Here is a 16,032-nt window from a genome sequence, read left to right as displayed (position 1 = left end):
CATTTTCATAAATGATAAAAATTATTAATTGACAAAAATATTTTTTTATAATACAATGCTTTTTGATAATCAAAAAGGAGTCAAAATGAGACAATATGAAACCTATAAATGCCAAAAATGTGGCAATGAAGTAGAAGTTCAAAATGTAGGTGGCGGTAAGCTTAGCTGTTGCGGTGAAGAAATGAAATGTATCACTACAGATTTAACTGCAGTAAATTTGATGAAAGCTTTTGCGGGCGAATCTATGGCAAGAAACAAATACGATTTGTTTGCTGATGTAGCTGAAGAAGAAGGTTGGCATGCGGTTGCTAGACATTTTAGAGAAGCAGCTGAAAATGAAAAATGGCATGCAAGAGCAGAATTTAAAGCTTATCATGAAATCGTTGATGGCAAACCTTTAGAGGTAACTACAAAAAATCTAGTAAGTGCTGCAGAAGGTGAAAACTATGAGCACACAACTATGTATCCAAATTTTGCAAAAATTGCTGAAGATGAAGGCAAAAAGGCTATAGCGAGATTATTTACAGCTATTGGCAAAGTAGAAATCGAACACGAAAGAGAATATCTAGCGCTTAAAAAAATGCTTGAAGAAGAAGAATTTTTTAATAGCGAAGTAGAAGAATTATGGGTTTGTGAAGTATGCGGACATATACATCGTGGTAAAAAAGCTCCAGCAGCCTGTCCTTTATGTAAAGCACCAAAAGAGTATTTTAAACGCGAATTTTTGGGTTAAGTTAAGAAATTCTTATCCTTTTTAAGATAATATTATAATTATTTTTTAATAAAAGGATAAAAAAATGAAAAAATTACTATTTTTATTTTTTGCTTTAACGGCTTTTCTCTTTGGTGCTGTAAATATCAACACTGCAACGCTAAAAGAATTAAAAAGTTTAAATGGTATTGGCGAAGTTAAGGCTAAAGCAATTTTAGAATACCGCAAAGAAGCAAATTTTACAAGTATTGATGATCTTAAAAAAGTTAAAGGCATAGGTGATAAGCTTTTTGAAAAAATCAAAAATGATATCACAGTAGAATAAAAGGGCATTTTTGTCCTTCTTTTTAGAAAAATTTTGAAAACTTTATTTGACACAAAAGAACTTTTAAACGAATTTGATATAAATTTAATCGGTATTGATGAAGCAGGACGCGGTGCTTTAGCAGGTCCTATGATGATGGCGGCTTGCAAACTGAACAAAAAACTTGATGGGTTGTGTGATTCTAAAAAACTAAGCGAAAAAAAACGCGAAGAACTTTATGAAATCATCATCAAAAATTCAAACTATCTCATACTTGCTTTTTCTTCAGAACAAATCGACGCACTAGGCTTAAACACTTGTTTAAAAACAGGCTTAAAGCTTATAAAAAAGCATTTTAAAACAGAAAATAACTTCTTATATGATGGAAACACCAACCTAGGTATAAATGGGATAAAAACACAAATCAAAGCCGATTCTAGCATTTTGCAAGTAAGTGCAGCTAGCATACTTGCAAAAGTTAGTAAAGATAGGGTGATGAATTTCTTAGCTAAAGACTTTCCTTGTTATGAATTTGAAAAAAACAAAGCCTATGGCACAAAAGCTCATAAAGAACTTATAGCTAAATTTGGAATTTGCAAACTCCACCGAAAAAGTTTTAAACTTTTATGATTATTTTGCTAAATTTTGATGCAAACTCAAAGCACATTCTATACCATCTTTTATAGCCCAAACAACTAAAGATTGTCCTTTTCTAGCATCTCCACAAGCAAAGATTTTTTTATGAGTGGTTTGGAAATTTTCTGTGTTTATGTTGTTTTTCTCATCTAATTTCACTCCAAAATTTTTAGCGATAGCTTCTTCGCACCCGCTAAAACCCATAGCTAAAAGCACTAAATCCGCTTTATAAGTTTTTTTAGAATTTGGAATTTCAACATTGATAGCTTTACCTTCTTTAAACTCGCGTTTTAAATCATTTGCTTCAACACCTTCTACATGAGTTTTTCCTAAAAATTTCTTTGTCATTTTTTGATATTCCCTAGGATCTTTGCCATATACAGCAATGGCTTCTTCTAAACCATAATCAGTAGTAAAAATGTCAGCTTTTAAAGGCCAAGGATTGTTTTGGCTTCTTTGCAAAGGTCTTTTTGGACTTCTTTCAAAACGCACTATAGATTTAGCCCCTTGTCTTGTCGCCACAGCAATACAATCCACACTTGTATCCCCACTTCCTATAACTAAGACATTTTTACCTTTGGCCGTATCTGCACCCTTGCCTGTTTTTAACAAAGTTTTGGTATTTTGCGTTAAAAAATCAAGAGCAAATTCAACCCCTTTTAGTTTTCTACCTTCTATATCAAGATCTATAGGCTTACTTGCTCCTGTACAAAGCACCAAAGCATCAAATTCTTTTAGAAGTTTTGAAACCTTATCTTTGCTGTCTATATTTTCATTCACTTTAAATTCAATCCCACTTTTTTTAAGCAAATCCACACGTCTTTGAACTATACTTTTATCAAGCTTCATATCAGGGATACCATACATCAAAAGTCCACCTATTTTATCGCTTCTTTCAAAAACACTTACTTTATAACCTAGTGAATTTAAAGTATTAGCACAAGCAAGTCCAGCAGGTCCACTTCCTATGATAGCGATTTTTTTGCCATTATATTGCTTAGGTTTATTTACTCTTACTAAATTTTCCTTAAAAGCATTTTCTATAATGGATAATTCATTATTTTTTATGCTCACACTAACACCATTTATAGCACACACACAAGAATCTTCACAAGGAGCAGGGCAAACACGACCGGTAAATTCAGGAAAAGGATTAGTAAGTTCAAGTCTTTCATAAGCTTCTTCCCATAAAGAACGATAAATAAGATCGTTCCATTCAGGAATGAGATTGTTTAGAGGACAGCCTATATCTTTTCCTTCGCTCATCACGCCCGTATGACAAAAGGCCACACCACAATCCATACATCGTCCGCCCTGAATTTCTTGTTCTTTCTTGTCTAAAAGCGTTGTAAATTCTTTGTAATTTAAAACCCTTTCCTTAGGAGCAATTTTTTTAAAATCCATTCTTTTAAAGTCTAAAAAACCTCTTGCATTTCCCATTTTTACTCCTTAAAACTAATCAATATTTTGCTTAAAAAAGTCTACTAATCTATTATAAATCTCTTCATTTCTCTTTTCAATATCTTGTTTTAACCAATCATTTTTTGCAGATTGAGATAATTCTTGTGCTTCTAAAAATTTTGATTCTTTATATTTTTCTTTCTTATCGTCAAAATAATTATTACTTGCTTTAATATTAAGTCTTTTTTCAAGCCACATTTTATTACCAATGGATTCAATATAAGGTTGTGCTTCTTCTTTACTCCATCCAGTATAGCTTGATCTCCATTGTGTGGTTTTTGGGAAAATATGCTCAATTTCGGCTTTAATATTAATTTCTTGATTTGGATATTTCAAATAAAGATTTAAAGTCAATAGTGCTGGGATAAGCTTGTTTGCATTAAAAAATTGTTCCCTAAATAGTGTTTCATTTTCTAAAATCTGCTTTGAATCTGTCTGAAAATTTAGTTCTCCTTTTGAATATAGTGATGCATATGCATTAAAAACAATTGGTTTAATTTCTGCAACAGTTGGCTTATTGATAAGTTTTACCAAAAAATTAGCAATCATCTTCGCTAAAAACTTATCGTGCCCATCAAAATGATTTATTTTTTTATCTTGACAATACATATAATATGCACTATCTAAATATTTCCAATATTCATTTGGTAACTCATTTAAAACTTCATAAAATTGATATGACCTATTATTATATAAATTACTAAATTCATCATTCCAAAATTTACCAAGCAGCTCAATTTCATTCATCATATTATCATCTTCTAAAATATTTTTATATTCTCTGGTAAAAAATGGTCTTAAACCAATCTCACTTGTTTTAATTTTATTTCTCGCGCGAATAACATGCATATAGTTTCTGAATATAAAATCCATATTGTTTTGGCTTTCAAGCTCTTTCCATTTAGATGCGAATTCTTTTCTTTCTTCTAAGTTTCTTTTACTCTTAAAAATAATTCCCTTAAAAATATCAGAGTCGCTAAGTGGAATTCCTCTATTGTTTAGAGTATTAAAAATTCTTAAAGCATTTTCAAGTCTAGAATCCTCATCATACCCCTCGCATTCTATAGGTAGCAAAATGCAAGATTTTAATATTACCACACATAATTTTTCCCATCTGGTTGGATTTTCTTTTGCAAATTCATCAGATTTTAAAAGGAAAAATAAATAATTTTTCTCATAATTAGATTTAACTTTTTCAATCCTTGATTTAACATCTTCATCTTTTAAAGTGTATTCATTAGTTAAAATTTGTCTCAATATATCTTCATCTTCTTTTGCAATCACTTCACTTTGTAAATGAGATATAGCATAATCCACTTTTCCGCTAACATCATCAATATCCCATAAACATCTTTCGAGCATTGACACAAGATTTCTTGTTTCTTCACTTCTATCCTTAAAGGCTTTTACATACAAAGCTTTTAGCAATAGACTTAAAGATGTTGTTCTTTGTTGCCCATCTATGATATTTTGATGATTATTTTGCTTATACATCACAATACTACCCAAAAAATATTCATCTTCAGGTTTTCTATCCTCATCATTAAAAAAAGTAACAATATCATTCCACAACTGTTCACATTCTTCTAATGTCCAAGCATAAGGTCTTTGATACATTGGAATTAAAAATTTATTTTTAGAAAGATAATCTAAAACACTTTTTCTTTCTGTTTTCATTTCAGCCATAATTTCTCCTCTAATAAAAATTTATTTTTTAATTTTCAAAAATGCTGCTAAGTTCGGATCTTTTTCATTTTTACAAAGATCAAGCATTTTTAACATCTTTTCATAATCTCTTGGCATGACTTTAAAAAAGTCTTTTTTATCGAATTTTTCTAAAATATCTTTAGCCTTTTTAGAATCTGTATAAGCGATATGTTTTTCTATCACGGCTTTTAATTCTTTTTCATCCTTAGCATTAAGATCTTTAATGTCTACAAGCTCGGTATTTACATGAGCTTCATTGTGTCTTCCAAAGATATAAACAACGCCCCCACTCATACCAGCAGCGAAATTCGCACCCACATCGCCAAGCACTACAACAAGTCCCCCTGTCATATATTCACAACCATGCACGCCTGTTCCTAAAACCACAGCTAAAGCTCCTGAATTTCTTACACAGAATCTTTCCCCTGCTATACCATCTAAATACACTTCACCCTCAGTTGCTCCATATAAACAAGCATTTCCTGCGATGATATTTTCTTCAGGTGAAAAAGTGGCTTCATTTGAAATTTTTGCTATGATTTTTCCCCCACTTAAACCCTTGCCTAAATAATCATTGCTATCGCCTATAATCTCAAGTTTAATGCCCTTTAACAAAAACGCTCCAAAGCTATTGCCTGCATTGCCTATAGCTTTGATATGGATACTATCTTCATCTAAAGCACCTTTTCCATAAGTTTTTAAAATTTCACTTGAAAGCATAGTTGCAAAAGTACGACTTTGATTTCCTACTTCTAAAGAAAGTTTGATAGGCTCTTTTTTCTCCACAGCATTTTTACAAAGTGGTAGTAAAATTCTATAATCAATCGTTTTTTCAAGTTTATTGTCTTTATAATCTTTAAAATGCACAGCGGTTCTATTATAAGTAGGCAAGGATTTTAAAATTTTATCCAAATTTAGCTTTCCTGCTTTACCTTGCACACTTTTTTGGCGGAGTTTATCCACGCGACCTATCATATCATCTAGGCGTTCAAAACCAAGCCTTGCCATGTATTCTCTAAGCTCCTGGGCTATAAAATACATGAAATTAATCACATCATCTACTTTGCCTTTGAAACGATCTCTAAGTTCTGTATCTTGAGTGGCTATACCAAAAGGACAGGTATTTAGATGACAAACTCTCATCATCGTACAACCTAAAACAATCAAAGGCGCGGTTGCAAAACCAAATTCTTCAGCTCCTAAAAGTGCTGCTATGGCTAAATCACGCCCATTCATAAGCTTTCCATCAGTTTCTAATCTTACCCTATCTCTAAGCTTGTTTAAAATCAAAGTTTGATGTGTTTCAGCCAAACCTAACTCCCAAGGAATTCCTGCATGCGGTATAGAAGTTCTAGGACTTGCACCCGTACCTCCATCATAACCTGAAACAAGGATTAAATTCGCTCCTGCCTTAGCCACACCTGCAGCAACCGTTCCTATGCCATTTTCGCTTACAAGTTTTACTGAAATTTTAGCGTCTTTGTTAGCATTTTTTAAGTCATAAATAAGTTGAGCCAAATCTTCTATAGAATAAATATCATGATGAGGAGGTGGGGAAATAAGCGTTACACCTGCAGTAGAATGTCTAGCCTTAGCTATCCAAGGATAGACTTTAAAGCCCATTAATTGTCCGCCTTCACCTGGTTTTGCGCCTTGAGCGACTTTGATTTGAATTTCTTTTGCATGACTTAAGTAGTTTAAATCCACGCCAAAACGCCCACTTGCTACTTGCTTAATGGCTGAGTTTTTATCCACACCCTCTTTGATTTCATAGCGTTCTTCATCCTCGCCACCTTCGCCTGAATTTGATTTAGCACCTATTTTATTCATAGCTTGTGCTAAACACTCGTGTGCTTCTTTAGAAATAGAACCATAACTCATCGCCCCTGTTCTAAAGCGTTTAACTATACTTTCTACACTTTCAACCTTATCTATACTGATAGCTTCACTAAAATCAAATTCCATCAAAGAACGCAAATTAACTTGTTTTTCATCTACTAAAGCCGAGTATTTTTTAAAGCTTTCATAGTCTTTGTTACGACAGGCTTGCTGAAGATTAAAAATCACAAGCGGATCGATTAAATGTTCTTCTTTAGCACTTCTAAAACCATGAATTCCTTTAGAATCTAAAGCCTTATGTGTATCGTTAAAAGCATGTTTGTGTAAAGCAATGAGTTCTTTTTCAAAATCTTCTAAATCCATACCTTCAATGCGTGAAGTTGTAGAAGTGAAGTATTTATCAATCACCTTAGAGCTTAAGCCCAAACATTCAAAAAGTGCAGAGCCATTATAACTTTGCAAGGTAGAAACTCCCATTTTAGAAGCAATTTTGACTATGCCACTTGAACTTGCCTTGATGAAATTTTCTACCGCCTTTTCATAACTTAAATTTAAATCTTTATTGACAATAAGTTTTTGTATGCTCTCATAAACCAAATAAGGATTAATAACAGTCGCACCATAACCTAAAAGACATGCAAAATGATGAATTTCTCTAGGTTCACCACTTTCGATAATAAGACTTGTGTGTGTTCTTAAATTTTTTCTTACTAGATGATTATGCACTCCAGAAACAGCAAGCAAAGCGGGGATATAAGCGTTTTTTTCATCCACTCCTTTATCACTTAAAATGATAATAGAAACACCTTTTTTAACCTCATCTTCTATCTTAACGCAAAGCTCATCTAAAGCCTTTTCTAAAGTTTTTTTAGAATAATCATAAAGTATAGAAAATTCTTTAACTTGAAATTTATTTAAAGCCTTAACTTCAAAAAGTTCTTCATTGCTTATCACAGGCAAGGCTATTTTTACGCGTTTTGCATTGTTTTCATCAGGTTTTAATAAATTGCCTTCGCTTCCTAGATAAATCCTTGTAGAAGTAACGATCTCTTCTCTTATGGCATCAAGGGGAGGATTAGTTACTTGTGCAAAAAGTTGTTTAAAATAATTATACAAAGGTTGATAAGTTTTAGAAAGTATAGCCAAAGGCGTATCTACACCCATAGCTGCTATAGCTTCTTTGCCATTTTGAGCCATAGCAGCCACACTCATTTTAAGCTCATCATAACTCCAACCAAAAGCTTTTTGAAGTTTTAAAACCTCATCTTCTTTTAAAAACTGATGTTTATAAACTCCACTTTTTTGTTTTTCAAGTTCAACTAAATTTTTAAGCCATTTTTTATAAGGCTTAGCATTAGCATAATGCTCTTTGATTTCATTATCAGCTATAACCCTACCTCTTGCTGTATCAACGAGTAAAAGTTTTCCAGGTTCTAAGCGTTTTTTGGCTTTGATATTTTTTTCATCAAGTTTTAAAGCCCCTGTTTCACTTGAAAGTATGAGCATATCATCTTTTGTAAGATAATACCTTGAAGGACGAAAACCATTTCTATCCAAACTCGCCCCCATAATCACTCCATCAGTAAAAACTATAGCAGCAGGCCCATCCCAAGGCTCCATCAATAAAGAATGATATTCATAAAAAGCACGCTTTTTGCTTTCCATATTTTCATTTTTATGCCAAGGTTCTGGCACCATCATCATAAAAGCTTCTTCTAAAGTACGACCATTTAGAGCTAAAAATTCTAAAGTATTATCAAACATTGCAGAATCACTGCTAGGCTTAGCTATGATGGGAAAAATTTCATCTAAATTTTCAAAATACTCACTTTGCATCAAACCTTCTCTAGCTCTTATACTATCAACATTTCCGCGTATGGTATTAATCTCTCCATTATGTACCATATAGCGGTTTGGGTGGGCTCTTTCCCAACTTGGAAAGGTATTAGTCGAAAAGCGAGAATGCACTAAAGCAATGGCTGATTTCATATTAACATCTTTAAAATCGAGATAAAAATCGCTCAATTGAGTTGAAAGAAGCATTCCTTTATAAACTATAGTACGTGAAGAAAAACTTGAAAAATAAAATTTTGGCACATTAATAGCTCTTTTTTCTATGAGACGACGTGTGCTATAAAGCACTCTTTCAAACTCAAGCCCTGCACTTATTTTACTTGGTTTTTTCACAAAGGCTTGTAAAAAATAAGGCATAGCTTTTAAAGCACTTGCACCTATATCGCTAGGATTAAAAGGCACTTCTCTAAAACCTAAAAATTCAAGTTTTTTATCCTTTAAACCTTGTAAAAATATCTCTTTTGCTTCTTCTTTTGCATCAGTATTGGGTGATAAAAACATCTGTGCTACGGCATAATCACCCTTTTTAGGAAGTTCAAAACCCAATTCTTGAGTTTTAAAAAAATCATGTGGAATTTGGATTAAAATCCCCGCCCCATCACCTGAATTTTCTTCAGCTCCTGCACCACCTCGGTGTTCAAGATTCATCAAAATTTCTAAAGCATCACAAATAACCTTATAAGAAGCAATACCGCGTATATTAGCAACTGCAGCGATACCACAGGCATCGTGTTCATTCTTTGGGTGATATAAACCTATGCTTTGATTATTTTCTAGGATATTTTCTAAATCCATTTTGCTCTCCTTATAAGACTGATTTAAATTTTGTTAGCTTTATAAGGATTATAGCATACATTTTTTTAAAATCGATATAATTTTTATCTTAAAAATAAATAAATTAAAAAATATTTTGATAGATTTGTAAAAATTATAAAAACATGGCGATAATACTACCTAAAATCAATAATGGGCCATTATAGAAAATAAAAGTTGGTATGCAAGTATCTTTAATATGATCGTGTTGTTTATCAGCATTTAATCCTACAGTAGTTCCCATGGTTGTTTCACTGGCTGGACTTCCTGCATCTCCTAAAGCTCCTGCTACTCCTAAGATAAATATAATAAGTGCTGTACTAAAACCAAGCTCCAAACAAATAGGACAAAAAAGCGTAGCTATGATAGGTATAGTTCCAAAAGAAGTACCTATACCCATAGTGATGATAAGTCCTATTAAAAGCATGAAAAATACTGCTAAAAATTTACTTTGCTCCATCCAAGGAACGACTGAATTTACAAGATCTACTACTGATCCACTTTCTTTTAAAACTTCTCCATATCCTGCAGCAACAAGGATAACAAAAGCTATAAAACCCATCATTTTAAGTCCATCATCAAAAACTTCATTGACTTTTGAAAATTCAACTCCACCCAAAATAACCATTAAAACAAAACCCAAAAGCCCTGATAAAGGTAAATTCATAGTCAAAATTTGCAAAATTAAAGTTAAAACAAGCCCAGCTAAAACGCCCCATTCCTTACGAGTCATTTCAAGATTTTCTAAATTTACTTTAGCAATTTCTACTTCTTGATACTCTCTTGGCTTACGATAAAACACAAAAAGCGCTAGAAAAAGTCCTGTTATCATACAAATAGCAGCAAAATACATAGTATTTGTAACATCATTTAAAGATACACTTACATTATTTGCATTTAAATTATCTTTTAAAAGATCTTGAAAAGTAAGTCCAAAGCCTACTGGCAAAACCATATAAGGCGTAGTAAGTCCAAAAGTTAAAGCACAAGCAACCGCTCTACGATCGATTTTAAGTTTATTAAAAAGACTTAAAAGAGGTGGAATTAACAAAGGTATAAAAGCCACATGAATAGGAATTAAATTTTGAGAAAAACAAGAAATCAAAGCTATAAACAAAAGCAATAAATATTTTTTATGAGATATAAAATGGCTTACTATCTTAATCAAATATGCAGTTAAATTTGTCTTTGAAATCGCTGCGGCAATGGCTCCTAAGAGTATATAGCTAAGAGCTGTTTTTAAATTTTCTTTCATTCCGCTTATAAGTATATTCATAGTATCTACGAGTTCAAGATGAGAAAATACACCTGCAACAAGAGCTGAAATCAAAAGACTCAAAAGCACATTAAAACGAAGCAAACAAAGTAAAGTCATCAAAACAACACTGATAATGATAGGATTAGTAAGTAAAGTCAAAATCATTCCTTAAATAATTTTAAAAATTTAATTGTAGAAAAAACTTAGTTAAAATGTAATAAAACTCGAACATATGATGATTTTATTTTAATATGTAAAATTATAAAAATAATTAATTATTTAAATTTTTAAAATTTATAATAAAATAAAAGATTATATAAATATTTAAGGATATTTCAATGAAACAAAACGATCAAAAAGAAAATCGTAGAGACTTTCTAAAAAATATAGGACTTGGTTTATTTGGCATTAGTGTATTGTCAAATTTTTCTTTTGAGAATTTTTTAGGAAGTAAGGCTTTGGCAAAAGAATTGCCTGATTTTAAAATAGAAGGTAAAAAAGATCTTATCTATCATGGTGAAAAACCATTAACAGCAGAAACTGAAATTTATGCTCTTGATTCTGATTTTACAAAACCTGAAAATTTCTTTGTTAGAAATAATGGCTTACCACCAAGCCTAGAAACGATAAAAGAAAGACTTCATAAAGGTTGGACTTTAGAAATCGATGGAGAAAGCATTATCAATAAAAAATCTTACACCATAGAAGATTTAAAAAAGAAATTTAAAACCTATACTTATGCCTTAACAGTTGAATGCGGTGGAAATGGTAGATCCGAAGTTATACCTAGCACAAAAGGAACTCAATGGGGTTATGGTGCAGTAGCTTGTGGTAGATGGACAGGAGTGCGTTTAAAAGATATTTTAAAAGATTGTGGCATCAAAAATGATGCGGTGTATATCGGATATTATGGTATAGATACAAAATTAAATGGTGAAGAAACTTCACCTATTAGTAGAGGAGTTCCTATTTCTAAAGCTTTACAAGATGAAACTTTAATTGCTTGGGCTTATGAAGGTAAAGATATTCCTTTAGTTAATGGCTATCCGCTTAGACTTGTTTGCGGTGGTTATCCTGCAAGTACAAGCGGTAAATGGCTTTATAAAATTTCAGTAAGAAATAAAATTCATGATGGTGAAAAAATGGAAGGTTCTTATAAAGTTCCTGTAAATCCAGTAAAACCAGGAGATTTTAACTATAAAGGCGAGATGAAAATCATAGAATCAATGCCTATAAGATCTGTAATCACTAATATCAAAAATGGTTCTGAAATAAAAACAAATAAAAAATTTGAAGTTAGAGGTAAAGCTTGGGCTGGCGAACTTGAAGTTAGTGAAGTTTATATAAGCAATGATTATGGCGTAACATGGACTAAAGCAAAGGTAGAAAAACCATTAAATAGATTAGCATGGCAAAAATGGAGTGCTCAAATATCAATACCAACAAAAGGATATTATGAAATTTGGGCAAGAGCTATCGATAGTCAAGGTAACAGTCAACCTATGGTTTTAGCACAGTGGAATCCAGGAGGATATATCAATAATGCATGCCATAGAGTTAATGTTTATGGAGTTTAAGTATGAAAAAAATTATATTGATCTTAGCATTGTTTTTAAGTGCAAGTTGGGCTCAAAATCTTGAAATTAACCCTGATACAGGATTGATTATCGATCCTGATTCACCTTTAGTGGAAGCAAATTGTTTAGCTTGTCATGGATCCAATCTCATTACCAATATGCACGCAAGTAGAAAAGCTTGGTTAGCAGCTATAAGATGGATGCAAGATAGTGAAGGACTTTGGGAAATAGAACCTGAAGATGAAGAAAAAATTTTAAATTATCTTGAAAAATATTATGGAGAAAAATACGATACAAGAAGAAGAATTCCTCTAGCTATACTCTTACAAAACAAAACTCATTGAAGAAATCATTTCTTCAATGATAAATTTACACATCCAAATGTTTTACATCTTTAGCGTGTGCTTGGATATAATCGCGTCTTGGTTCAACCTCATCACCCATAAAGAGATTAAAGGTATCATTTGCACTTTGTGCATCTTCAATAGTGATTTTTAAAAGTCTTCTTACGCTTGGATCCATTGTGGTTTCCCAAAGTTGCTCAGGATTCATTTCCCCTAAACCTTTATAGCGTTGTATAGTAGCACCTTTTTTAGCATTGGTTTCAACATCTTCAAGAACTTCTAAAATATCTTTATCAAATTCCAAGCCTCTATCTTTAATCTTATCAAAAATATAACTTGCTTCTTCATATAGTGGATGAGTGAAAAGTTCTTCATTGATCACAAGTTCTTCTAAGCCATTTTGAGTTTGAACGAAAGCTCGAATTTCATTTTCGTTGATATAATGATTTAAGATATTGTGTCCTTGTGTTTCTAAAAATTGTTTGATTACACTAAATAATTCTTCATTATTTCCTTTAACTAAATTTGAATTTTCTATCATATAGCGTATCACAGAAATCACATTAAAACGCTTTTCAAGATCTTTTAAAATCGCACGATAAGCTGCAACGATTTTTAAATAATCTTTTAAATCATTCATTCCTATACCTTCATAGTTTAAACCTTCTATTCCCGTTTCTATCAGGTATTCGCTCAAAGCTTTTTCATCTTTTAAATAAATTTGCTTTTTAGCTTTTTTATAAAGATATAAAGGTGGTTGTGCTAGATAAATATGTCCATTTGTTACAAGTTCATTCATAAAACGGAAGAAGAAAGTTAAAAGCAAGGTTTGTATATGAGATCCATCAACATCCGCATCTGTCATGATGATGATTTTATGATATCTAAGTTTTGAAAGATCAAAATCTTCACCTATACCACAGCCAAAAGCGGTAATCATATTTTGAATTTGCTCAGATTTTAAAATTTTATCTAGTCTTGCTTTTTCAACATTTAAAATTTTACCACGCAAAGGCAGTATAGCTTGGAAAGATCTTTCTCTACCTTGTTTTGCAGAACCTCCTGCAGAATCCCCTTCCACAAGATAAATTTCACTTTCACTTGGATCTTTACTTTGACAATCAGCTAATTTCCCTGGTAAAGTTCCTACGCTTAAACTTTCTTTTTTACGCGTTAATTCTCTGGCTTTTTTCGCTGCTTCTCTACCACGAGCAGCCATTAAAGCTTTGTTCATTATAGCTTTAGCTTCGATAGGATTTTCTTCAAAATATTTAGTCAAATACTCAAAACTTGCTTTTGAAACTATAGGACGCACATAAGTTGAACCAAGTTTTCCTTTGGTTTGTCCTTCAAATTGTGGTTCAGGCACCTTTACACTCACAACAGCGATCAAGCCTTCACGCACATCTTCGCCTGTGATTTTATTATCCTTTTCTCTAGCACTTGCATTTGCTTCTATATAGTTACTTATCACACGAGTTAAGCCCATTCTAAAACCAGCTTCATGTGTTCCACCATCTGGAGTTTTGATATTATTTACAAAAGAGAGTAAATTTTCGCTATAAGTATCATTGTAAAGCAAAGCTACTTCAACATTCACATCTTCTTCATCTACGCTAAAGAAAATTGCTTTAGTTAAAGCTTCTTTTTTATTTAAGTCTGTAACAAACTGAGAAATTCCACCTTCAAAGTGAAAACTTTCATGTTTGCCTACGCGGTTATCTTTAAAATTTATAGTGATTTTTGGATTTAAGTATGCAAGTTCACGAAATCTTTTAGCCAAAATTTCATAATCAAATTCAGTCACTTCAAAAATTTGATCATCAGGCCAAAATTCTATAGTTGTTCCTGTCTTTTTACTTTTTCCTATCACACCAAATTCACTGATAACTTTACCTTCTGAAAATTCTTGACGATAAATTTCTCCATTTCTTTCAACTGTAGCTACAAGTTTTTTAGAAAGTGCATTTACAACTGAAACCCCAACACCGTGCAAACCGCCTGAAACTTTATAAGTATCTTTATCAAATTTTCCCCCTGCATGAAGGACAGTTAAAACAACAGTTAGAGTCGGCATATTTTCAGTTGGGTGCATATCAACAGGAATACCACGACCATTATCACTAACTATACAGCTTCCTTCAGTAGTGATTTCTACATCTATAGTATCACAATGTCCTGCCATAGCTTCATCGATAGAATTATCCACAACTTCATAAATCATATGATGAAGTCCGCTTATGTTTGTATCTCCTATATACATACCTGGGCGTTTTCTAACAGCTTCTAGGCCTTTTAGGACTTTAATATTACTCGCACCGTAATTTTCTTGCATATTTTTCCTTTATCTTTTACTTGTTCTTATTATAAAACCATAGGCATGATAATCATTGATAGTCCTTGGGATTTGACTATAAATGCTGAATTAGGTTCATTTACACTTAAAGTGAATTTTTCTTCTTCTATAGAAGTTAAGAAGTCAAGTAAATATTTGATTTTTATAGTAAGATTAAATTCTTCACTCACTCCTGTTTGAATTTCAAGTTCTGTTTTTGCTTCCATATTGTCTAAACTTATACCTTCAAAGATGATTTTATCTTTGTTAAAATGAAGTTTCATTTTTTCAGTTACAACGCTGATTTTTTTAAGACTATCTATAAAATCTTCAGTTGAAAAGCTAAGTTCTTGTTTGAAAGTTTTTGGTATAACTTTTTCATAATCTGGAAATTTATCGTTAATAAGTTTTGTAAAGAATTCAAAGTTTTCATTTTTAGCGATAAGCATATTTTGATCATAAAAAATTTCTATTTTTTCATAGAAAAGTTTTTGCATTTCCATGATAGCTTTTTTAGGGATACTAAAACTGAATTCTTGATTATTTGCTTTTTCTAAAGTATAGATTGCAAGGCGTTTTGTATCAGTTCCTACGAAGTTAATTTTATCTGTTTTTATATCTAAAAATGCACCATTTAAGGAGTATTTTGGATTGTTTGTATCAATACTTGGTAATATCTTTTTAAGAGAACGACTTAAGTCACTTGAATCAATGTCAAATTGGTTTTTTCCTTCTGTATTTGGAAAATTTGGAAAATCTTCGTGATTAAACATAGGAAGTTTGTATTTTGTACTTTTTTGTCTTATAAATAAGAAATTATCAATGGTTTCTAAAACAACTTCTTCGTTGTTTAAGCTTTTAATAACATCTGCAATACTTTTTGCATTTGCAGTAGCAAAACCACTTGATTCTACGCGGATTTTTTTTATCTTATAGTTGATACCTATTTCATAATCACTAGCTCTAATAAGAAGTTTATCTTCATCAGCATGAAAAAAAAGATGAGAAGTAATGGTGCTTGAATCTTTTTTTTCTACATAAGCATTACATAAAATCACTGCAGATTCTAAAGTATTTTTATTGATACTTAACTTCATTTTTTCTCCTTGGTTTATTTTAATTTAAATTCGTTGTAATAATAAGCTTGTTGAAATTGTGAAATTCTTCAAAGCAAAATAATCAAATTTGTATT

11 protein-coding genes are annotated in these 16,032 nt (G+C 31.7%); 5 read left to right on the top strand and 6 right to left on the bottom strand.

The features are described from left to right. The first annotated feature begins 85 nt into the window (after window positions 1–85). The 3 genes from ELQ11_RS07530 (at window position 86) to ELQ11_RS07520 (ending at window position 1,646) form a co-directional block, all read left to right on the top strand. Window positions 86–733: a ferritin family protein gene (locus ELQ11_RS07530; protein WP_002855562.1), complete on the top strand. Its 648-nt coding sequence runs from the start codon at window positions 86–88 to the stop codon at window positions 731–733. 64 nt (window positions 734–797) lie between these two features. Further along, window positions 798–1,037, top strand: coding sequence for a ComEA family DNA-binding protein (locus ELQ11_RS07525; protein ID WP_002870434.1), 240 nt, complete (start codon window positions 798–800; stop codon window positions 1,035–1,037). A gap of 33 nt (window positions 1,038–1,070) precedes the next feature. Then, entirely contained in the window at window positions 1,071–1,646 is a 576-nt protein-coding gene (locus tag ELQ11_RS07520; RefSeq protein ID WP_126267855.1) for a ribonuclease HII, read from the top strand. On the opposite strand, the gene ELQ11_RS07515 is transcribed toward ELQ11_RS07520, so the two are convergent. The 4 genes from ELQ11_RS07515 to ELQ11_RS07500 form a co-directional block, all read right to left on the bottom strand. After that, entirely contained in the window at window positions 1,647–3,092 is a 1,446-nt protein-coding gene (locus tag ELQ11_RS07515; protein WP_134225227.1) for a glutamate synthase subunit beta, read from the bottom strand. 15 nt (window positions 3,093–3,107) lie between these two features. Further along, complete coding sequence (locus tag ELQ11_RS07510; RefSeq protein ID WP_126266646.1) at window positions 3,108–4,799, bottom strand: DUF262 domain-containing protein; 1,692 nt, start codon at window positions 4,797–4,799, stop codon at window positions 3,108–3,110. Between the two features lie 21 nt (window positions 4,800–4,820). Next, window positions 4,821–9,308 (bottom strand): glutamate synthase large subunit, encoded by a 4,488-nt coding sequence (gltB, locus tag ELQ11_RS07505; protein WP_134225226.1) that lies wholly within the window; start codon window positions 9,306–9,308, stop codon window positions 4,821–4,823. A 133-nt stretch (window positions 9,309–9,441) separates the two neighbouring features. After that, complete coding sequence (locus tag ELQ11_RS07500; RefSeq protein WP_134225225.1) at window positions 9,442–10,749, bottom strand: Na+/H+ antiporter family protein; 1,308 nt, start codon at window positions 10,747–10,749, stop codon at window positions 9,442–9,444. Between the two features lie 173 nt (window positions 10,750–10,922). On the opposite strand from ELQ11_RS07500, the gene ELQ11_RS07495 reads away from it, so the two are divergent. Further along, the gene (locus ELQ11_RS07495; protein WP_002860851.1) at window positions 10,923–12,161 is read left to right on the top strand and encodes a sulfite oxidase; all 1,239 of its coding nucleotides are present in this window, start codon (window positions 10,923–10,925) and stop codon (window positions 12,159–12,161) included. Window positions 12,162–12,163: 2 nt separating this feature from the next. Continuing rightward, window positions 12,164–12,505 (top strand): monoheme cytochrome C, encoded by a 342-nt coding sequence (locus ELQ11_RS07490; RefSeq protein ID WP_002853099.1) that lies wholly within the window; start codon window positions 12,164–12,166, stop codon window positions 12,503–12,505. A 25-nt stretch (window positions 12,506–12,530) separates the two neighbouring features. Here ELQ11_RS07490 and gyrB read toward each other — a convergent pair whose 3' ends face one another. Together gyrB and dnaN are read right to left on the bottom strand one after the other, a co-directional pair. After that, window positions 12,531–14,840, bottom strand: coding sequence for a DNA topoisomerase (ATP-hydrolyzing) subunit B (gene gyrB / locus ELQ11_RS07485; protein WP_126238377.1), 2,310 nt, complete (start codon window positions 14,838–14,840; stop codon window positions 12,531–12,533). A 29-nt stretch (window positions 14,841–14,869) separates the two neighbouring features. Continuing rightward, entirely contained in the window at window positions 14,870–15,937 is a 1,068-nt protein-coding gene (dnaN, locus tag ELQ11_RS07480; RefSeq protein WP_002860849.1) for a DNA polymerase III subunit beta, read from the bottom strand. Window positions 15,938–16,032 lie beyond the last annotated feature (95 nt).

It is taken from the genome of Campylobacter sp. US50a, from assembly GCF_004379015.1.
GTDB lineage: Bacteria > Campylobacterota > Campylobacteria > Campylobacterales > Campylobacteraceae > Campylobacter_D > Campylobacter_D jejuni.
Note: the sequence above shows the minus strand (reverse complement) of the source record. Positions and strands in the feature narration are given on the sequence as shown.

Bases quoted from the DNA above. Each gene is read 5' to 3' on its own strand.
- dnaN (WP_002860849.1), bottom strand. From the start codon at position 15,937: ATGAAGTTAAGTATCAATAAAAATACTTTAGAATCTGCAGTGATTTTA.
- ELQ11_RS07530 (WP_002855562.1), top strand. From the start codon at position 86: ATGAGACAATATGAAACCTATAAATGCCAAAAATGTGGCAATGAAGTA.
- gltB (WP_134225226.1), bottom strand. From the start codon at position 9,308: ATGGATTTAGAAAATATCCTAGAAAATAATCAAAGCATAGGTTTATAT.
- ELQ11_RS07495 (WP_002860851.1), top strand. From the start codon at position 10,923: ATGAAACAAAACGATCAAAAAGAAAATCGTAGAGACTTTCTAAAAAAT.
- ELQ11_RS07490 (WP_002853099.1), top strand. From the start codon at position 12,164: ATGAAAAAAATTATATTGATCTTAGCATTGTTTTTAAGTGCAAGTTGG.
- ELQ11_RS07525 (WP_002870434.1), top strand. From the start codon at position 798: ATGAAAAAATTACTATTTTTATTTTTTGCTTTAACGGCTTTTCTCTTT.
- ELQ11_RS07515 (WP_134225227.1), bottom strand. From the start codon at position 3,092: ATGGGAAATGCAAGAGGTTTTTTAGACTTTAAAAGAATGGATTTTAAA.
- ELQ11_RS07500 (WP_134225225.1), bottom strand. From the start codon at position 10,749: ATGATTTTGACTTTACTTACTAATCCTATCATTATCAGTGTTGTTTTG.
- ELQ11_RS07510 (WP_126266646.1), bottom strand. From the start codon at position 4,799: ATGGCTGAAATGAAAACAGAAAGAAAAAGTGTTTTAGATTATCTTTCT.
- gyrB (WP_126238377.1), bottom strand. From the start codon at position 14,840: ATGCAAGAAAATTACGGTGCGAGTAATATTAAAGTCCTAAAAGGCCTA.